This is a genomic window from Erwinia sp. L03-1, from assembly GCF_058686115.1.
In genome coordinates, this window is the sequence record NZ_CM178762.1 from 2,448,346 (window position 1) to 2,468,877 (window position 20,532).

The 20,532-nt window shown below is 56.8% G+C and carries 14 protein-coding genes; 8 read left to right on the forward strand and 6 right to left on the reverse strand.

Going from position 1 to position 20,532, the window contains the following annotated elements:
• Nucleotides 1–113 precede the first annotated feature (113 nt).
• Complete coding sequence (gene hpxO, locus AC4PCC_RS11325; protein ID WP_492124575.1) at nucleotides 114–1,271, forward strand: FAD-dependent urate hydroxylase HpxO; 1,158 nt, start codon at nucleotides 114–116, stop codon at nucleotides 1,269–1,271.
• Between the two features lie 132 nt (nucleotides 1,272–1,403).
• Here hpxO and dcp read toward each other — a convergent pair whose 3' ends face one another.
• Nucleotides 1,404–3,458, reverse strand: coding sequence for a peptidyl-dipeptidase Dcp (gene dcp, locus AC4PCC_RS11330; protein WP_492124576.1), 2,055 nt, complete (start codon nucleotides 3,456–3,458; stop codon nucleotides 1,404–1,406).
• A gap of 108 nt (nucleotides 3,459–3,566) precedes the next feature.
• Complete coding sequence (guaD, locus tag AC4PCC_RS11335) at nucleotides 3,567–4,913, reverse strand: guanine deaminase (RefSeq protein WP_492124577.1); 1,347 nt, start codon at nucleotides 4,911–4,913, stop codon at nucleotides 3,567–3,569.
• Nucleotides 4,914–5,309: 396 nt separating this feature from the next.
• On the opposite strand from guaD, the gene ydfG reads away from it, so the two are divergent.
• Nucleotides 5,310–6,056 carry a bifunctional NADP-dependent 3-hydroxy acid dehydrogenase/3-hydroxypropionate dehydrogenase YdfG gene (gene ydfG / locus AC4PCC_RS11340; protein ID WP_492127497.1) on the forward strand — a complete coding sequence of 249 codons (747 nt, stop codon included), beginning with the start codon at nucleotides 5,310–5,312 and terminating at the stop codon, nucleotides 6,054–6,056.
• 3,765 nt (nucleotides 6,057–9,821) lie between these two features.
• Here ydfG and AC4PCC_RS11345 read toward each other — a convergent pair.
• Nucleotides 9,822–10,151: a YnfA family protein gene (locus AC4PCC_RS11345; RefSeq protein WP_492124578.1), complete on the reverse strand. Its 330-nt coding sequence runs from the start codon at nucleotides 10,149–10,151 to the stop codon at nucleotides 9,822–9,824.
• A gap of 141 nt (nucleotides 10,152–10,292) precedes the next feature.
• On the opposite strand from AC4PCC_RS11345, the gene AC4PCC_RS11350 reads away from it, so the two are divergent.
• Both AC4PCC_RS11350 and AC4PCC_RS11355 read left to right on the forward strand, forming a co-directional pair.
• Nucleotides 10,293–10,640 carry a DUF1283 family protein gene (locus AC4PCC_RS11350; RefSeq protein ID WP_082804093.1) on the forward strand — a complete coding sequence of 116 codons (348 nt, stop codon included), beginning with the start codon at nucleotides 10,293–10,295 and terminating at the stop codon, nucleotides 10,638–10,640.
• Nucleotides 10,641–10,723: 83 nt separating this feature from the next.
• On the forward strand, nucleotides 10,724–11,020 hold the full coding sequence (locus tag AC4PCC_RS11355; RefSeq protein ID WP_067702154.1) for a DUF1161 domain-containing protein: 297 nt from the start codon (nucleotides 10,724–10,726) through the stop codon (nucleotides 11,018–11,020).
• Nucleotides 11,021–11,050: 30 nt separating this feature from the next.
• On the opposite strand, the gene AC4PCC_RS11360 is transcribed toward AC4PCC_RS11355, so the two are convergent.
• Nucleotides 11,051–12,514, reverse strand: coding sequence for an MDR family MFS transporter (locus tag AC4PCC_RS11360; protein WP_492124579.1), 1,464 nt, complete (start codon nucleotides 12,512–12,514; stop codon nucleotides 11,051–11,053).
• A gap of 294 nt (nucleotides 12,515–12,808) precedes the next feature.
• Between AC4PCC_RS11360 and AC4PCC_RS11365 the strand changes: the two genes are divergently transcribed.
• The 4 genes from AC4PCC_RS11365 (at nucleotide 12,809) to osmV (ending at nucleotide 16,266) form a co-directional block, all read left to right on the forward strand.
• Nucleotides 12,809–13,525 (forward strand): ABC transporter permease, encoded by a 717-nt coding sequence (locus AC4PCC_RS11365; protein ID WP_492124580.1) that lies wholly within the window; start codon nucleotides 12,809–12,811, stop codon nucleotides 13,523–13,525.
• Between the two features lie 66 nt (nucleotides 13,526–13,591).
• The gene (locus AC4PCC_RS11370) at nucleotides 13,592–14,473 is read left to right on the forward strand and encodes a glycine betaine ABC transporter substrate-binding protein (protein WP_492127498.1); all 882 of its coding nucleotides are present in this window, start codon (nucleotides 13,592–13,594) and stop codon (nucleotides 14,471–14,473) included.
• Nucleotides 14,474–14,482: 9 nt separating this feature from the next.
• A complete protein-coding gene (osmW, locus tag AC4PCC_RS11375; protein WP_067702166.1) occupies nucleotides 14,483–15,130 on the forward strand; it encodes an osmoprotectant ABC transporter permease OsmW in 648 nt (215 codons plus the stop codon).
• Entirely contained in the window at nucleotides 15,130–16,266 is a 1,137-nt protein-coding gene (gene osmV, locus AC4PCC_RS11380) for an osmoprotectant ABC transporter ATP-binding protein OsmV (RefSeq protein ID WP_492124581.1), read from the forward strand. The genes osmW and osmV overlap by 1 nt, the downstream gene beginning before the upstream one ends.
• Before the next feature lie 2,136 nt (nucleotides 16,267–18,402).
• Here osmV and bioD read toward each other — a convergent pair.
• Together bioD and mlc are read right to left on the reverse strand one after the other, a co-directional pair.
• On the reverse strand, nucleotides 18,403–19,068 hold the full coding sequence (gene bioD, locus AC4PCC_RS11385) for a dethiobiotin synthase (protein ID WP_492124582.1): 666 nt from the start codon (nucleotides 19,066–19,068) through the stop codon (nucleotides 18,403–18,405).
• Between the two features lie 164 nt (nucleotides 19,069–19,232).
• A complete protein-coding gene (mlc, locus tag AC4PCC_RS11390) occupies nucleotides 19,233–20,450 on the reverse strand; it encodes a sugar metabolism global transcriptional regulator Mlc (RefSeq protein WP_492124583.1) in 1,218 nt (405 codons plus the stop codon).
• Nucleotides 20,451–20,532 lie beyond the last annotated feature (82 nt).

Here is a 20,532-nt window from a genome sequence, read left to right on the forward strand (position 1 = left end):
GATGAAACGAATGTTGCAGGCCCGATTCATTCGTCACACCCCTCCCCGTCTGCCGCGCGACGGGCATCTGGTATGAAAATTGCACGAATGGGTAACTGGTAAAGGAGAGACGCATGAAAGTAATAGTGATTGGTGGCGGTATCGGTGGACTGTGTAGCGCGATAGCCCTGAAGCGGTACGGTATTGAAACGGAAGTGTTTGAAGCGGTGAAAGAGATCAAACCGGTCGGCGCGGCGATCTCCATCTGGCCCAATGGCGTTAAATGCCTAAATTTCCTGGGAATGAAAGAGCCGCTGCGGGCGCTCGGCGGCAACATGCGCACGATGGCCTATCAGGATTTTCGACGGGGGGAGGTTCTGACCCGATTCAGCCTCGATCCGCTGGTGGCTCAGTCGGGCGAACGTCCTTATCCAGTGGCGCGCGCCGAACTCCAGATGATGCTGCTAAATCATTACGGCCGCGAGAAGGTACAGTTTGGCAAGCGCGTAACCCAGGTCGAACAGGATAGCCAGGGCGTCATCGCCCGGTTTGAAGATGGCAGCGAGGCCCGGGGTGACCTGCTGATCGCCTGCGACGGCACCCATTCGGTAGTGCGTAACAGCGTGCTGGAGAGACCGGTTGAGCGGCGCTATGCGGGCTATGTGAACTGGAACGGCCTGGTTGAGTGTGATGAAGCCATCGCGCCTGCCGATCAGTGGACCACCTTCGTCGGCGAGGGTAAGCGCGTCTCGCTGATGCCGGTGGCGGGTAACCGCTTCTATTTCTTTTTTGATGTTCCCCTGCCCGCAGGTTTAGCGGAAGATCGTACTTCGCTGCGTGGCGATCTTACGCGCTACTTCAGCGGCTGGGCGCAGCCGGTGCAAACGCTGATCGAACGTATTGATCCGCAGACCACTAACCGCATCGAAATCCACGATATCGACCCCTTTTCGCCGCTGGTTAAAGGGCGCATTGCGCTACTGGGTGATGCGGCGCACAGCACCACGCCGGATATCGGCCAGGGCGGCTGTGCGGCGATGGAGGATGCGGTGGTACTGGCAGATGCGCTGCAATCGTATCCGCTCGACGCTGAGGCGGCGCTGCGTCACTATCAGCAGCAGCGCGTCGATCGGGTAAAAGATTTGGTGCTGAAAGCGCGTAAGCGCTGCGATGTTACTCACGGTAAAGAGATGGCGGTGACCCAGCAGTGGTATGAGGAACTGAAAACCGAGACCGGCGAGCGCATTATGAATGGCATGTGCGAAACCATTCAGGGCGGACCACTGGCGTAGTGGTTGTGCACCGCGCAGGCCCACCCTGATGTTTGAAAGGCTGTTTAGCGTGAAAGATACCCTACGGTTGAACGGTTGTTTAGCGCGGGGATACCGCTTCAGGTAGCGAATACTCCCCGCCTTATTACACCCTTAGCTGTCCTTGAGCCCGCGATTAATCAGCATCGGTTCAATCTCAGGATCCCTTCCCCGCCACTCGCGATACAGCTGATTAAGATCTTCACTGTTACCGCGTGACAGGATCTTATCCCGGTAGACCTGGCCATTTTCCCGCGTCAGGCCGCCCTGCTCGTTAAACCATTCAAAACCGTCATCGGCCAGCATCTGCGTCCAGAGATAGGCATAATATCCCGCGGCATAGCCGCCTCCCCAGATGTGCTGGAAATAGCTGGAGCGGTAGCGTGGCGGCACGGCGGCAAGATCAATTTTATCCTGCTGCAGGGCACTTTTCTCGAAGCTGTCCACGTCCTGCACCGGCGTATCCGACGCAAGGCCGTGCCAGTGCTGATCCAGCAGCGCGGCGGCCAGCAGCTCCGTCATGTCGTAGCCTTTGTTGAATTTACTCGATTTAACGATTTTATCACGCAGCGCCTGCGGCATCGGCTCGCCGGTCTGGTAGTGATGGGCGAAATTATTGAATACCTGGTCATTGCTGGCCCAGTGCTCGTTGCACTGCGAGGGGAATTCCACAAAATCTCGCGGTGTTTCCGTCCCGGAGAGGCTGGGGTAGCGCTGGCTGGCAAACAGCCCGTGCAGCGTATGGCCAAACTCATGGAACATAGTGATAACATCATCCCAGCTAATCAGCGCGGGTTCGCCGTCGGCCGGTTTAGCAAAGTTACAGACGTTATAAATGACCGGCCGGGTATCCAGCAGCGTTGACTGCCCGACAAAATTGCTCATCCATGCCCCGCCACCTTTATTATCGCGTTTGAAATAGTCGACATAGAACAGGGCCAGCGCGTCTCCCGTGTTGTCGAAAATCTCGAAAACCCGCACGTCGGGCTGATAAACCGGAATATCGCTGCGGGGTGCGAAGGTGATCCCAAACAGCTGCGTGGCCGCCCAGAAAACGCCCTTATCGAGGACGTTCCACATCTCGAAATAGGGTTTGGTTTCGCTCTCATCAAGATCGTATTTTTCCTTTCGCACCTGCGCGGAATAATAGAGCCAGTCCCAGGGTGCCACGGTAAAATCTCCCTGCTGCCGGGTAATCACCGCCTGAATGTCAGCCGTTTCACGCTGCGCCCGGTCCGTAGCGGCCGGAACAATCGCCCGCATAAAATCGAGCGCTGCCTCAGGCGTTTTCGCCATCTGGTCCTGTAGCTGCCATGCGGCAAAGCTGCTAAAGCCCATCAGGGCCGCCTGCTGAGCCCGCACCTGCTCCAGCTGGATAATCAGCTGTCGCGTATCGCTGGCGTCCCCTTTTTCAGCGCGATTCCATGAGGCGTCATAGAGCGCCTGCCGCGTGTCGCGATTGCTCAGACTTTGTAGCGCGGGCTGCTGGGTAGTGTTTTGCAGCATAATCAGCCAGCTATTCTCCAGCCCCTTAGCCTGTGCTGCCCCGGCTGCCGCGCTCAGTTCGGCCTCGCTCAGGCCTGCCAGCAGGGTCTTATCCTTTACCGCCAGTCCTCCGTCCCGCGCGGCGATCAGCAACTGGTTGGTAAACTTTGTACTCAGCGACGCAGCCTGTTGATTCAGCGCTTTGAGCTGGTCTTTGTGCGACGCATCCAGGCTGGCTCCGGCCAGCTGGAAACGCTGCCAGATAACCTCCACCAGCCGCAGGGATTCCCCCGACAGGCTGAGCGAATGACGCTGCTGATAAATCGTGTCGAGACGCGCAAACAGGCGGCTATCGAGTTTAATATCATCCTCCAGCGCGGTCAGCTTTGGCGACATCTCTTCGTCCAGCGCCTGTAACGCATCACTGGTATTGGCTGAGGTCATGGCACCAAAGACGTTTTCAACGCGCTTAAGCATCTGCCCGGCTTTTTCCAGCGCTTCGTAGCTGTTTTCAAAGGTGGGGGCATCGGGATTAGCAATAATTTTCTGGATCTCTTCGCGCTTGACCCGCATCCCCTCTTCCAGGGCGGGTCGGTAGTCGCCCTCCGAGATGAGGTCGAACGGCGGTGCCTGAAACGGCAGTGTGCTCGGCTGGCTGAAAGGGTTGGCTGACGAGAGGGGCATGGGCGTGTCTCCGGGTCGCTAAAGCTTTCAGCATAGGACGAGAAGGCCGTGAAGCCAACCCCGTCACTAACGTAATGCGAGATATCTCCAGACGCTCTCCCGGTGATGTCAACGGCCCCCGGCAATTTCGCCCTTCTCCACGCTATTTTGCTGCCATACGCACTGGCCGTTAACCCAGGTACTGGCGATATTACGATCGTCACCCAGCGTCATCAGCACAAACATCTTTTCCCCGATATCGCGGCTGTTGGCCTGGCGCATTTTTTGTAGCTCTGAGACGGCCGGATCGATCACCACAAAATCGGCTTCCTTACCCGGCAGAAAGTTACCGATATGGCTATCCAGATCCAGCGCCTTCGCGCCGCCGAGCGTGGCGTGGTAGAACGCCTCACAGGCTGACAGGGAATAGCGCTGTAGCTGGCCCACTTTGTATCCTTCGGCCAGGGTTTTCAGCATATTGAACGTCGTGCCCGCGCCGACATCGGTACCGACACCCATCTTCACCTGCCTGTCCCAGCAGCGTTTCAGGTTGAACAGGCCGCTGCCGAGGAACAGATTGGACGTGGGACAAAAGGCGACCGCCGAATCGGTGTCATGCAGGCAGTCCCACTCGCTATCTTCTAAATGCACGCAGTGAGCAAAGACGCTGCGACGCCCGGTAAGCTGATAGTGATCGTAGACGTCGAGGTAGCCGCTGCGATCGGGAAAGAGCGCTTTTACCCACTCAATTTCCTGGGGGTTTTCGCTAAGATGGGTATGCAGCCAGGTATCAGGAAATTCGGCTTTAAGCTGACGCACCTTGCCCAGCAGAGCCGGGGATGAGGTGGGCGCAAAGCGCGGCGTCAACGCGTAGCTGAGACGGCCGCGATTGTGCCAGCGGTCAATCAGCTCGCGGGTTTGCTGATAGCTCTGCTCTGGCGTTTCAATAAGATAGGCAGGGGCGTTGCAGTCCATCATCACCTTGCCGGCAATCAGCCGCATATTGAGGCGATGCGCCGCTTCAAACAGGGCATCCACGGACTGGGGATGTACGGTGCCGAACACCAGTGCGGTAGTGGTCCCGTTGCTGAGCAGCTGCTGCAAAAAAAACGCCGACATGTTCGCGGCATGCGTCGTGCAGTGGTACTGGCTTTCGACCGGAAAGGTATAGTGCTGTAGCCACTCCAGGAGCTGTTCACCAAAGGCACCAATCATCTCGGTCTGCGGATAGTGAATATGGGTGTCAACAAAGCCCGGAACGATAAGCTTACCGCGATAGTCAATAACGGCCTGCGGATCGCTTAACTGCGCCTGCCCCTCTTCCCAGCTTTGCAGCGAAACAATTCTACCGCCGTTAAGTAGAAGCAACCCATCTTCAATATAGCGGGCAAGTCCGGCAAGCTGCCCGGGATTTTCCGCCGCAGCGGTAAAATCAAAAAAACTTCCCCTAATGGCCTGGGTATAGGTCGGTAACATAGCGATTCCTTTTTGAAAGAGCCTTGTGCTTTTTCGGTTATGGCAACAGAGGGGTGAAGTGAAATTTGCAATTGTCATACCAGAGTAAGGTGAAATTAATATAGCGAATTTTCAGGTAGTTAGCTTAAATTGATTCCCGTTTTTAACTGTGCAAATATAAATGGCCAGGCAATCGTTTGCCTGCGTTAGCAAACGATTGCCATGTCGTTCTGTGCTTTGGGTGAATGCGTTTTCTGCGGGCCCCCTGCCCGGTCTCGCACCAATAAAAGGCATATCCAGGGGCTGCTGCGCCAGTAGTGTGCAGCCCCGGAATTAACATATAGGTATTGCGTCTTATCAGGATGTGGGCAACGTGATAGGGTGAAGAAAAGTTAAAATATGATGAGGAACAGTATGATGATTGTGTTTGTTACCGGTGCCACCGCGGGATTTGGCGAGAGTATCACCCGCCGCTTTATCGCTCAGGGTCATAAAGTCATAGCGACCGGACGCCGCAATGAACGTCTGCAAGCGCTGAAGGATGAGCTGGGTGACAATTTATACACGTTGCAGCTGGACGTACGTAACCGCGCCGGAATTGAAGAGGCCCTTAGCAGCCTGCCCGCTGAGTGGCGCAATATCGACGTGCTGGTCAATAATGCCGGGCTGGCTCTGGGTATTGAACCGGCTCATAAAGCCAATGTCGATGACTGGGACGCGATGATCGACACCAATAATAAGGGACTGGTTTATATGACCCGTGCCGTGCTGCCTGCCATGGTGGAGCGCGATGTGGGTCATATTATTAATATTGGTTCGATAGCGGGCAGCTGGCCTTATGCGGGCGGTAACGTTTACGGGGCGACCAAGGCTTTTGTGCGGCAGTTTAGCCTTAACCTGCGTACGGATTTGCACGGTACGGCGTTGCGCGTGACGGATATTGAGCCGGGGCTGGTGGGCGGCACCGAGTTTTCGAACGTCCGTTTTAAGGGCGACGATGCCAAAGCCGGGAGCGTTTACGACGGTACAGAGCCGTTGACGGCGGAGGATATCACCGAGGCGGTTTACTGGGTGGCGACGCTGCCTAAGCACGTGAATATTAATACGCTGGAGATGATGCCGGTTGGCCAGACCGTGGCGGGCCTGAAGGTCCATAAGAGCTGAGGTGAGGGCCTGCGCGGGGTTAGTGTTGTTAGCAGGAAGGTCAAAACCTGCTCCGGTGTCAGGGCTATGTTGCGGGTCAGAACGCCGGGACGCCGTAAACCCCTCCCTGGGGGCTTCACTGCCGCATCCCTGCGGCAGAGACCCGGCTTATCTGCTCCGCAACACCGCCTTCTGCCTGCGGCGTGGGCTGCTGGTTCTCTGGCAGTGGCTAAGGTCAAAACCCGCCCGGTGAAGCAGCTATGTTGTTAGCAGGAAGGTCAAAACCCGCTCTGGTGACAGGGCTATGTTGCGGGTCAGAACGCCGGGGCGCCGTAAACCCCTCCCTGGGGGCTTCACTGCCGCATCCCTGCGGCAGAGACCCGGCTTATCTGCTCCGCAACACCGCCTTCTGGCTGCGGAATGGCCTTCGGGTTCTCTGGCCGTGGCGAAGGTCAAAACCTGCTCCGATCACGACGGCTTTACTTATCAAAATTTATATAAGCCGGGCCGGACGTGAAGAGGTTTTTTGCAGCGACTGTATAGCCCGAAGCCAGGCGGGGACCGTTGGCTTAGCGGACCGTCGAGCGCAGGGATGCGCGAGCCGAGCCCACATGGACGTGCCTGCGGCGTGTCCGCGTGACAACGGTCCCCGCAGGGCTTTGCACCGTATCGCCGCAAGGGCAGCAAACGTTACAGATGCCAGCCAGATCAAAACCCGCCCGGTGACAAAGCTATGTTGTTTGCAACAAGGTCAAAACCTGCTCCGGTTACAGGGCTATGTTGCGGGTCAGAACGCCGGGGCGCCGTAAACCCCTCCCTGGGGGCTTCACTGCCGCATCCCTGCGGCAGAGACCCGGCTTATCTACTCCGCAACACCGCCTTCTGCCTGCGGCGTGGGCTGCTGGTTCTCTAGCAGTGGCTAAGGTCAAAACCCGCCCGGTGAAGCAGCTATGTTGTTAGCAGGAAGGTCAAAACCCGCTCTGGTGACAGGGCTATGTTGCGGGTCAGAACGCCGGGGCGCCGTAAACCCCTCCCTGGGGGCTTCACTGCCGCATCCCTGCGGCAGAGACCCGGCTTATCTGCTCCGCAACACCGCCTTCTGGCTGCGGAATGGCCTTCGGGTTCTCTGGCCGTGGCGAAGGTCAAAACCTGCTCCGATCACGACGGCTTTACTTATCAAAATTTATATAAGCCGGGCCGGACGTGAAGAGGTTTTTTGCAGCGACTGTATAGCCCGAAGCCAGGCGGGGACCGTTGGCTTAGCGGACCGTCGAGCGCAGGGATGCGCGAGCCGAGCCCACACGGACGTGCCTGCGGCGTGTCCGCGTGACAAGGGTCCCCGCAGGGCTTAGCACCTTATCACCGCAACGATAATAAACGTTACAGATGCCAGCCAGATCAAAACCCGCCCGGTGACAAAGCTATGTTGTTTGCAAAAAGGTCAAAACCGGCTCCGGCGACAGGGCTATGTTGCGGGTCAGAACGCCGGGACGCCGTAAATCCTTCCCTGGAGGCTTCACTGCCGCATCCCTGCGGCAGAGACCCGGCTTATCTGCTCCGCAACACCGCCTTCTGCCTGCGGCGTGAGCTGTAAGTATCCTCACGAATCTGATTCAGTGGCATTCCTTTGATATGGGCCTTAAGGTCAAAACCACTTCCGACAGGGAAGATATTATCTGTCGAAAGTTTTGTAACCCGCGGCAGGATGTGAAGAGCTTTTTAACAGCGACGACGTAGCCTGAGGCCAGGCGGGGACCGTTGGCTTAGCGGACCGTCGAGCGCAGGGATGCGCGAGCCGAGCCCACACGGACGTGCCTGCGGCGTGTCCGCGTGACAAGGGTCCCCGCAGGGCTTAGCACCTTATCACCGCAACGATAATAAACGTTACAGATGCCAGCCAGATCAAAACCCGCCCGGTGACAAAGCTATGTTGTTTGCAACAAGGTCAAAACCGGCTCCGGTGACAGGGCTATGTTGCGGGTCAGAACGCCGGGGCGCCGTAAACCCCTCCCTGGGGGCTTCACTGCCGCATCCCTGCGGCAGAGACCCGGCTTATCTGCTCCGCAACACCGCCTTCTGGCTGCGGCGTGAGCTGTAAGTATCCTCACGAATCTGATTCAGTGGCATTCCTTTGATATGGGCCTTAAGGTCAAAACCACTTCCGACAGGGAAGATATTATCTGTCGAAAGTTTTGTAACCCACGGCAGGACCTGAAGAAGTTTTTAGCAGCGACAAAGCGGCCTGAGGCCAGGCGGGGACCATTGGCTTAGCGGACCGTCGAGCGCAGGGATGCGCGAGCCGAGCCCACACGGACGTGCCTGCGGCGTGTCCGCGTGACAAGGGTCCCCGCAAGCTTTGCACCGTATCGCCGCAAGGGCAGCAAACGTTACAGATGCCAGCCAGATCAAAACCCGCCCGGTGACACAGCTATGTTGTTTGCAGTAAGGCAAAACCTGCTCCGGTGACAGGGCTATGTTGCGGGTCAGAACGCCGGGGCGCCGTAAACCCCTCCCTGGGGGCTTCACTGCCGCATCCCTGCGGCAGAGACCCGGCTTATCTGCTCCGCAACACCGCCTTCTGACTGCGGCGTGAGCTGTAAGTATCCTCACACCGGGTAATCTCAGAAGCTGCTTCAGTGGCATGCCTTTGTTACCACTGATCTGAAGCTCGAAACCACTTATGCCAGGTAAGAAATTACCTGTCGACAGCTATGTAGCCTGGAGCTGGCTATGAAGAGGTTTTTAGCAGCGACAAAACGGCCTGAGGCCAGGCGGGGACCGTTGGCTTAGCGGACCGTCGAGCGCAGGGATGCGCGAGCCGAACCCACACGGACGTGCCTGCGGCGTGTCCGCGTGACAAGGGTCCCCGCAGGGCTTTGCACTGTATCACCGCAACGACACCAAACATCACAAATGCCAGCAGGTCAAAACCTGCCCGGTGACAGGGCTATGTTGCGGGTCAGAACGCCGGGACGCCGTAAATCCTTCCCTGGGGGCTTCGCTGCCGCATCCCTGCGGCAGAGACCCGGCTTATCTGCTCCGCAACACCGCCTTCTGGCTGCGGCGTGAGCTGTAAGTATCCTCACGAATCTGATTCAGTGGCATTCCTTTGATATGGGCCTTAAGGTCAAAACCACTTCCGACAGGGAAGATATTATCTGTCGAAAGTTTTGTAACCCACGGCAGGACCTGAAGAAGTTTTTAGCAGCGACAAAGCGGCCTGAGGCCAGGCGGGGACCATTGGCTTAGCGGACCGTCGAGCGCAGGGATGCGCGAGCCGAGCCCACACGGACGTGCCTGCGGCGTGTCCGCGTGACAAGGGTCCCCGCAGGGCTTTGCACTGTATCACCGCAACGACAGCAAACATCACAAATGCCAGCAGGTCAAAACCTGCCCGGTGACAGGGCTTATGTTGCGGGTCAGAACGCCGGGGCGCCGTAAACCCATCCCTGGGGGCTTCACTGCCGCATCCCTGCGGCAGAGACCCGGCTTATCTGCTCCGCAACACCGCCTTCTGGCTGCGGAATGGCCTGCGGGTTCTCTGGCAGTGGCTAAGGTTAAAACCTGCTCCGATCACGACGGCTTTACTTGTCAAAATTTATATAAGCCGCGGCAGGATGTGAAGAGCTTTTTAACAGCGACGACGTAGCCTGAGGCCAGGCGGGGACCGTTGGCTTAGCGGAGCGTCGAGCGCAGGGATGCGCGAGCCGAGCCCACACGGACGTGCCTGCGGCGTGTCCGCGTGACAAGGGTCCCCGCAGGGCTTTGCACTGCATCACCGCAACACTAGACCCTTCCCCATCCCGCGACGATAATCATCATGCCGCAAAACGCCACGGTCGCGCCCAGCCAGTCATAGGGACTTAATTTCACACCGTCGACAAAACGGAGCCACAGCAGTGCTGTCACGACGTAAACGCCGCCGTAGGCGGCATAAACCCGCCCGCTGGCGGCGGGGTGCAGCGTAAGCAGCCAGACGAACAGCGCAAGACTTAGTGCGGCGGGCAGCAGCAGCCAGGCTGAACCGCCTTTACGCAGCCACAGCCAGGGGAGAAAACAGCCGGTTATCTCTGCCAGCGCAGTAATGAAAAACAAAATCGTAGTCTTAAACAGCATGCTGAATCTCTCTGAATACTAAACGACAGACGTACCCGCTGGTGAGCGTTTGTATGCGGATGATATACTATATAAAGCGCTACTCGCAGCCCCTCTACCGGCTACGTGCTTTACTAAAAGGAACCTGAGATGAAAATGAAAATGACACGCTGGCATACACAACTGGGCAAATTAGCCCTGCCACTGGTGCTATTAGGTAGTCTGTTCAGCGTTCAGCACGCCGCGCAGGCAGACACTAACCGCCTGATCATTCAGGATGGCAACAACGCACTGAGCAACGAACAGGCGCGCCAGGATAAGGAGCAGTGGGACAACACGCGTCGGTTGCGTAACAAAGTCGATACGCGCGTAGAAAAAGAGTTCGATAAAACTGACCGTGCCTTTGATACCCGCGACGCCTGTAATGAAAGCCTTAATGTAAATGCCTACTGGGAAAACAGTACGCTGCGCTGCCTTGACCGCCGTACCGGACGTCCGGTTACGCCCTGATCGGCAACAGCTGCTGTCCGGTTACGCCCTGATCGGCAACAGCTGCTATAGTCATTACTGTTTCATAACATAAGGATGAGAAGATGAAAGGTTTTAAGTGGATATTAACCGCTCTGGTGGTTGCTGCCCCACTGGCAGCCCAGGCATCATGTGAAACGGTAAAAGCAGATATTAACCAGAAGATTATCAGTAACGGTGTTCCTGCTTCCGGATTCAGCCTGGAGATCGTCCCTAACGATCAGGCTGACCAGGCCGGTGGCCAGGTGGTGGGCCATTGCGAAAATGACAGCCAGAAAATAGTCTATAAGCGTAATGGTACCGAGAGCGATACCGCTGAACCTGCCAGCACCGGCACGTCTCAGGATGCACCTTCCTCATAAATGATTGGGCCGCCCTGAGCGGCCCTTTTATTACCGCGCCTTCCGGGGCTTCTGTGCCGGGATTTTCCGCGCAACCAGCAGGCTGAAAAAAGCAATCAGCACCGATACGGCAAAAACCCAGTGTAGTGAAGCTGAAATTTCTGCGATCATCTGACTCAGCGTCCCCTTGCTCATCCCCTTGCGCTGTGAGTATGACATTATCTGCTGTACCGGATCGCTGTGTGCAGGCAGTCTGACCATCAGGTTGTAGTTCAGTACGGCTCCCATCACCGCAGTACCCAGCGCCGAACCCAGCATGCGGCTGAACATAATAGATGCCGTGCAGATGCCGCGAATGTGGAATTCTGCGCTGTTCTGCACCGCAATCAGAAAGGTCGTGCTACACATTCCCATCCCTGTTCCAATCACAAAAGCCGCCACGCCAGCAGAGATCACCGAGCTGCTACTGTCCAGCGTCAGCAGGAGGCCGGTCCCCACAATCAGCAGTAGCGAACCCAGCTGTGCAGTGAAACGGTAGGAAGTGCGGAGCATCAGCCATCCACTCAGGGTACTGGAAAGCGGCCAGCCAATTGACATCATTGCCAGCGCACTGCCCGCCTGTAGCGCAGTGCCTCCGTTAACACCCTGAATCCAGGTAGGCAGGAAGGCGCTGATGCCCATCATCGCCGCGCCGATAATCAGGTTTCCTGCATTCCCGGCCAGTATGGTTCGATTCTGCCAGACTGCCAGTGGAAAAAGCGGTTCCGCTGAACGGCGTTCGTGGCTCACCAACGCCCAACCGGCGAACAAGGCAACGGCAAAGAACAGGCTAACCCAGTAGCCCAGGTTTTCTGCCTGTAGCAGTCCGGCGAGCAACGCGGTCACCGTGAGCATCAGCCATGCGCTACCGACAAGATTAAGCTTTTGACCGCCTTCGCTGCGCGATTCAGGAAACCAGCGGGCCAGCATCAGCATTGAAACGATGCCTATCGGTACGTTTACCCAAAAAATCAGCGCCCAGCTAAAGTGCTGAACGATCCACGCCCCTGTGAGCGGACCGACGATCGCGGCTACGCCCCAAACGCTGGAGAGCCAGCCCTGTATGGATGCACGCTCCTCAGGCTCATACACATCAGCAATGATGGTTGCGGTTAGCGGCATAATTGCCCCCGCACCCAGCCCCTGAACGGCACGAAAAAGTATCAGCCAGCCCATCTGAGGCGCAAAGCCGCAGAGTATCGAGCCGCAGAGAAACAGGCCGGTGCCGATAAAAAATACGCGTTTTCGCCCCCACAGGTCGGCCAGCCTGCCATAAAGGGGGACGCTAACAGCCTGAGTGAGCAGGTAAATCGAAAAAACCCAGCTGAACTGCGAGAATCCTCCCAGCTCCGCCACAATGGTCGGCATCGCTGTTGCCACAATGGTGACTTCAATGGCTGCCATAAACATGGCAAGCATCGCGGCGATCAGGATCCAGTGGCGATGAGTCACCGGATGTTTTGCTAATTCTGTCATAGACCCTTCCTTATTTTCTTATAGTCTGGCCTGAATGGGGTCGCGCATGGTGTTAATTGTGCTTAAGGTGCTATGTGACACTGTAACCTTTAGTCGATGAAAATTTTTTATTGACGCTAACACACTACCCTATAAGGAATAACGCTCAATCTGCTTAAAAACCAACCTTATGATTTTATGCATAAAATTTGCCATTTGCGTACATGCTGCTATAGGTTTAACGCGCTATGGGCGCTCGGTGAAGGTTTTACCACCGCGGTAACCCACTAATTATAATCAGGGAGAGTGGAATTTATGCAAAATGCAACGCTGGCCCGGCGTGCCTTACTTGCCGTGCTCTTTATTGCCGTGATCGTCGGCCTGCTGGTTTACGGGCTGGGTCTGGATACTATTCGGTCAAGACGGGTCGATCTGATTTATCTTGGCCAACAGCATATGCTGCTGGTTTTCTGGTCGATGCTGTTAGCCTTACTGATCGGTATTCCCAGCGGAGTCTTACTCAGCCGCCCCTTTGCCCGTGGCTGGGCAGAGTATGTGATGCAGATTTTTAACGTGGGTAATACCCTGCCGCCCCTTGCCGTACTGGCACTGGCGATGATTGTGGTGGGGATTGGCGATCGGCCTGCGGTCGTGGCGCTGTTTCTGGCCTCTCTGCTGCCCATTGTTCGCAACACCTATTCCGGCCTGACCTCCGTTCCTCCGGCGCTGACCGAAGCGGCAAAGGGAATTGGCATGACTAAATGGCAGCGGTTGTACCAGGTTGAGCTGCCAAACGCGCTACCGGTTATGCTTTCAGGTATCCGCGTGGCGACGGCAATCAACGTCGGCACCGCCCCGCTGGCATTTCTTATCGGTGCCAGCAGCTACGGTGAGCTGATTTTCCCCGGTATTTACCTGAATGACTTCCCGTCGCTTATCCTCGGCGCTGCCGCAACGGCACTTTTTGCGCTGATCCTCGATATGCTGCTGGCCGGGCTAGGCCGCCTGCTGAGCCCGCACGCCGCGGTTTAAGAATAAAAGGAAAACCAAATGGCTAAGGCCTGTTTGACCCGCTGGGTCCGCAACACCGCGCTGGCAATGAGCGCTACGCTGGCATTAACCACCTCCGTCTCCTGCTGGGCTGCAAAGCCGATTGTGATGGCGACCAAAAGCTTTACCGAGATGCATATTCTTTCCGCACTCACCACTACCTACCTGCGTAAAAAAGGGTTTCAGGTCGAGCCTAAAACCAATATCGCGACCGCAATTAGTCGTAATGCGATGATCAATAAACAGATTGATATGATGTGGGAATATACCGGCACCTCGCTGATTATTTTTAATCATATTACTCAACCGATGTCGGCGCATGAGGCGTGGGAAACGGTCAGGCGGCTGGATGCAAAACGGGATCTGATCTGGCTCAATCCTTCTCCGATGAATGACACCTACGCCTTCGCCATGGACCGCAAGCGTGCCGATCGTGACCATATCGATACTATGTCGCAGCTGGCGGCAAAAATTGAAGATGTCCGTCAGCACGATCCCGATAACAACTGGCTTCTGGGGCTGGATCTTGAGTTTGCCGGCCGTTCAGACGGGCTGAAACCCTTGCAAAAAGCCTATTCGATGCCGCTGGACCGTCCACAGATCCGCCAGATGGATCCGGGCCTGATTTATAACGCTATTCGCGACGGATTTGTCAATGTGGGCCTGGTGTATACCACCGACGGGCGCGTAAAGGCGTTCGATCTTAAGATCCTCAAGGATGATAAGGGCTTCTTCCCAAGCTATGCCATTACGCCGGTCGTCACGCGACAGGCGCTGGCGGCTCATCCGGGCCTGGCCGATGCGCTGAATACGCTGTCGGCGCAGATTACCGACGAGACGATCACCGAAATGAATAAGCGTGTAGATATCGATCACCAGTCTCCCCAACAGGTGGCTAATGATTTCCTGAAATCTAAAGGCCTGATCTAAGGAACCCGAATGGACACGATTCATTATATTATTGATAACTGGTCATATATTGCCGGACTGACTCTACAACATTTGTGGCTGGTGGTGCTGGCGGTTGGACTGGCTATCATCATTGGCGTGCCGCTGGGCGTGCTGATTGTGCGCTACAAATGGCTGGCCACGCCGGTGCTGGGCATCGCTACCCTGGTGCTGACTATTCCCTCGATTGCCCTGTTCGGCCTGATGATCCCGCTGTTTTCCATGATTGGTCAGGGCATCGGCGTCGTACCTGCCATCACGGCGGTTTTTCTCTATTCGCTGCTGCCCATTGTTCGCAATACCCATACGGCGCTGGAAAACCTTCCCGGCGGCCTGCGCGAGGCGGGCATCGGCATCGGCATGACCTTCTGGCAGCGTCTGCGTTGGGTGGAAATCCCAATGGCCCTGCCGGTGATTTTCGGCGGCATCCGTACTGCCGTAGTAATGAACGTTGGCGTTATGGCGATTGCTGCGGTGATCGGCGCGGGTGGGCTGGGCCTGTTGCTGCTTAACGGCATCAGCGGCAGCGATCTCCGTATGCTGATTACCGGTGCGCTGATGATCTGCCTGCTGGCCATTATTCTCGACTGGCTGCTGCACCGTCTGCAGCTGGCCCTGACACCCAGAGGGATACGATAATGATAAAACTGGAAAATCTGACCAAAACCTTTACCCAGAAAGGCACTACCTTTAACGCGGTTGATAATGTCAGCCTCAACGTGCCGGAAGGTGAGATGTGCGTTCTGCTCGGTCCTTCCGGCTGTGGCAAAAGCACCACGCTGAAGATGATTAATCGCCTGATTTCCTCCACCAGCGGAAAAATTTTAATTAACGGCGAGGACACCAGCGGGCTGGATACCGTCACGCTGCGTCGTAATATTGGCTACGTTATTCAGCAGATTGGTCTGTTCCCGAATATGACCATCGAAGACAATATTACCGTGGTGCCGCGTATGCTGGGCTGGGATAAGAAGCGCTGTCGTGAACGTGCCTGCGAGCTGATGAGCATGGTCGCGCTGGATCCGAAAACCTTCCTGCATCGCTACCCTCGTGAGTTATCCGGCGGGCAGCAGCAGCGTATCGGGGTGATCCGTGCGCTGGCAGCCGATCCACCGGTGTTGCTGATGGATGAGCCTTTCGGAGCCGTTGACCCGATTAACCGAGAGTCTATTCAGAACGAGTTTTTGGATATGCAGCGTCAGCTTCGCAAGACGGTGATGCTGGTCAGCCATGATATTGATGAAGCACTAAAGCTGGGCGATCGCATTGCGGTGTTTGGCCAGGGCAAAATTGTGCAGTGCGCCAGTCCCGACGAGCTGCTGGCGAAACCGGCGAACGAATTTGTCGGCTCCTTTGTCGGTCAGGACCGTACCCTCAAGCGGTTGTTACTGGTGCAGGCGGGGGACGTGACCGATCAGCAGCCAACGATAACAGCGAAGAAAACCACGCCGCTGGCGGAAGCCTTCGGCATGATGGATGATAACGATCTGCGTTCAATTACCGTTGTTGATGATGACGGCAAGCCGCTGGGCTTTGTTAAGCGTCGTGAAGCGCGCGGTGCCAGCGGTGAGTGCATTGAGAAGCTGAACAAATTCACCGTTACCGGCCGCGCCGAGGAGAATCTGCGCGTGGTGCTTTCCAAGCTTTACGAGCATAATCTGGTGTGGATGCCGATCGTTGATGAAGAGGGACGCTATAGCGGTGAGATTTCCCAGGATTATATCGCCGACTATCTCAGTTCAGGCCGCACCCGCCGCGCGTTGAACCAGGCGTAACCGCGCCGGGTGCTGCTCCGGCGTACGTTCTGTGGTGCCAGCAGGGATGCTGGCCCAGGGAAGAATCACCTACCCCAGCGGTCACCGCCTGTCCTCAGGCTACGTTGTCCCAGCTTCTCCATGTCCAGACTGGCATCGGTGACGTTTGCTGTCATTGCGGTGACGCGGTGCAAAGCCCTGCGGGGACCGTTGTCACGCGGACACGCCGCAGGCACGTCCGTGTGGGCTCGGCTCGCGCATCCCTGCGCTCGACGGTGCGCTAAGCCAACGGTCCCCGCCTGGCCTCAGGCTACGTCGTCGCTGTTAAAACCCCCCCCACGTCCGGCCCGGCCTACATAGCTGTCGACAGATAACATCTCCCCGGTCGGGAGTGGTTTTGACTTTCAGGCGCATATCAAAGGCATGCCACTGAATCAGATTCTGACCCTGGTCTGCATCAATAAATTAACAGCCCATTCCGCAGCCAGAAGGCGGTGTTGCGGAGCAGATAAGCCGGGTCTCTGCCGCAGGGATGCGGCAGTGAAGCCCCCAGGGATGGGTTTACGGCGCCCCGGCGTTCTGACCCGCAACATAGCCCTGTCACCGGGCAGGTTTTGACCTGGCTGGCACCTGTGACGTTTACTGTCATTGCGGTGATGGGGTGCAAAGCCCTGCGGGAACCGTTGTCACGCGGACACGCCACAAGCACGTCCGTGTGGGCTCGGCTCGCGCATCCCTGCGCTCGACGGTCCGCTCAGCCAACGGTCCCCGCCTGGCCTCAGGCTACGTCGTCGCTGTTAAAAAGCTCTTCACATCCTGCCGCGGGTTACAAAACTTTCGACAGATAATATCTTCCTGGTCGGGAGTGGTTTTGACCTTAAGGCCCATATCAAAGGAATGCCACTGAATCAGATTCTGACCCTGGCCTGCATCAATAAATTAACAGCCCATTCCGCAGCCAGAAGGCGGTGTTGCGGAGCAGATAAGCCGGGTCTCTGCCGCAGGGATGCGGCAGTGAAGCCCCCACGGACGGGTTTACGGCGTCCCGGCGTTCTGACCCGCAACATAGCCCTGTCGCCGGGCCGGTTTTAACCTTCATGCAAACAATATAGCCCCATCACCAGTGCGGGTTTTGACCTGGCTGGCATCTGTGACGTTTGCTGTCATTGCGGTGATGCAGTGCAAAGCCCTGCGGGGACCCTTGTCACGCGGACACACCGCAAGCACATCCGTGTGGGCTCGGCTCGCGCATCCCTGCGCTCGACGGTCCGCTCAGCCAACGGTCCCCGCCTGGCCTCAGGCCGTTTTGTCGCTGCTAATAACCCCACCACGTCCGGCCCCGGCTTACTACATTTTCGACAGATAACGCTGTCATGATCGGAGCAGGTTTTGACTTTAGCCACTGCCAAAGAACCCGCAGACCATTCCGCAGCCAGAAGGCGGTGTTGCGGAGCAGATAAGCCGGGTCTCTGCCGCAGGGATGCGGCAGTGAAGCCCCCAGGGATGGGTTTACGGCGCCCCGGCGTTCTGACCCGCAACATAGCCCTGTCACCGGGCAGGTTTTAACCTGCCTGCAAACAACATAGCTGTGTTACTGGGCGGGTTTTGATCTGGCTGGCATCTGTAACGTTTGCTGTCATTGCGATGATACGGTGCAAAGCCCTGCGGGGACCCTTGTCACGCGGACACGCCGCAGGCACATCCGTGTGGGCTCGGCTCGCGCATCCCTGCGCTCGACGGTCCGCTAAGCCAACGGTCCCCGCCTGGCCTCGGGCTACGTCGTCGCTGTTAAAAACCTCTTCATGTCCGGCTCCGGCTTACAACATTTTCGACAGATAAGGCTGTCATGATCGGATCAGGTTTTGACCTTAACCACTGCCAGAGAACCCGCAGCCCACGCCGCAGCCAGAAGGCGGTGTTGCGGAGCAGATAAGCCGGGTCTCTGCCGCAGGGATGCGGCAGTGAAGCCCCCAGGGAGGGGTTTACGGCGTCCCGGCGTTCTGACCCGCAACATAGCCCTGTCACCGGAGCAGGTTTTGACCTTCCTGCAAAAACCACAGAGCCCTGTCACCGGAGCCGGTTTTGGCCTTCCTGCAAACACCACAGCCCTGTCATCGGAGCGGGTTTTGACCTTCCTGCAAACACCACAGAGCCCTGTCACCGCAGCGGGCTTAAATCGATATATTTCGCCAGATCTCTTCCCTCCGCCCGGGGAAGATAAGGAAGCTCGCCCAGCAGCGGAGCGGGGATTTTCTCCTCCAGCACCGCAATAATCTCCGCGTAATGCGCCAGCCCAGGGTTAATGCGGTTTGCCACCCAACCCAGCAGCGGCAGCCCGTCGTTAGCGATCGCCTGCGCCGTCAGCAATGCGTGACTGACGCAGCCCAGCTTAATGCCCACCACCATAACCACCGGCAGCCTCTCCGTTACCGCCCACGCAGAAAGCGGTCGCAAATCGTTCATCAGGCTGAGCCAGCCGCCGGTTCCCTCTACCACAACGTGATCCACCTGCCCGGCCAACGAAGACAGCCCCTGACTCAGCTTAGGATAATCAATTGATGCATCGCGGCTGGTACTGATCTCGTCCTCCAGCAGCGTTATAGGGTTAATCACCACATAGGGTAGTTGAACCGAAGAAGAGGCCTGCAGGATCAGCGCATCTTTATTACGTACACCCTCTGCCGTTTGCTGACTTCCCTTCGCCACGGGCTTATAGCCGACGGTACGTTTATTCCCTTCCGCCAGTTTTTGCAGAAGAGCACGGCTGACCACTGTTTTACCGACTTCTGTATCCGTACCCGTAACAAATAAACGCTTCAACATGTTCAGCTCCGCAGGTCGCTACCGACCAAATGACAAATAATTATTAACATTTCGTGCGGGCATATTAAGGCAGGGTAAAACAGCAAGGCTTGCGTTAGCGCAATATTTTATCATTACGCGTAATCAATACGTTAAATCCGGTCTTAAACGGCGGGGGACAATCATTAGCCCTGCAACAGTTTTACCAGCAGCGTACCGTTATAGAGAGCATCCTTGACCAGCGCGGCGCCGGGCATCGTACCGGTATTGTGAAAATGCGTGGGCTCCAAGCTGATCCTGTTGCTGTAATCGGGTAAAGACTGGCGCCGAATGCAGTCTGCGATCGCCGGATGGAGAATTTCCATGGCGCGATTAAGCGGTGAGCCAATCAGGATTTTTTGCGGATTGAACAGATTAACCATGATGGCCAGAATGCGCCCCACGCTGTGACCCATATCAATAATAACGTCCCGGGCGAGCGTATCACCGGCCAGCGCCGCATCGCACAGGGAATCGAGGGTCAGAGGCTGCTGATGCAAAGTGGAGTGCGGTGTGGTGCGCATCCGCTGGGCGGCCAGCTCGAGCATGGCCGTGGTGCTGGCTACCGTTTCCAGACAGCCATGGTTGCCGCAGTAGCACTGTTGCCCATAAGGATCGACCTGCGTATGCCCTATCTCAACCAGCGTGCTGCTGCCTCCATGCAGCATCTGCCCGCCGGTAATCACCCCGGCTCCGACATTGTGATCGATAACCACCTGAATAACGTCCTTCGTATGACGAGACGCACCAAACAACGCCTCCGCCAGCGTCCAGGCACAGATATCATGCTGCATATAGACCGGCAGGCCGGTGCGTTGCTCTAAGGCCGGGCCAAGCGGCATATCGTTGATCGAATAATAAGGCATTCGATGCACAATGCCCCGCTTCACATCCAGAATCCCCGGCAGGGTGATCGCGATGGCGGTCAGCCTTTCAAGCCGATGCTGATGGCGGATAAAAAAGGCGTCTATTTCGACAATAATTCGAGTCAGTAGCGGTTCATCCGCGTCGGCGGGCAGTGGACGCTGCTCTTCCACCACCAGCCTGCTGCTGAGATCGCGCAGGGCCAGGGTCATCTCCCCCTTGCCAATCCGGACCGCGAGGTGATGCCAGGCAACGGTGTCAAGGATCAGGCCAATTGCGGGCCGTCCCCGGCTGCCGGCCTCTTCAAACTCGGTTTCCTGCACCAGATGGGCTTCAAGCATTTCGCGCACGATTTTTGTGATACTGGCAGGCGCAAGGCGGGCCTCGCGGGAGAGATCGATACGCGATATTGGGCCAAAACGGTCAATAAGGCGGTACACCGCCCCGGCGTTAATCTGTTTAATCCGATCGATATGACCAGGCTGACCCTCCATTATCATGCTCCCGCTCACACTTATTTTCGCGCCTCAAAATAAACCTTTGGGGCATGGTGAAACACTTAAATGTTGGCGTCAAATATTT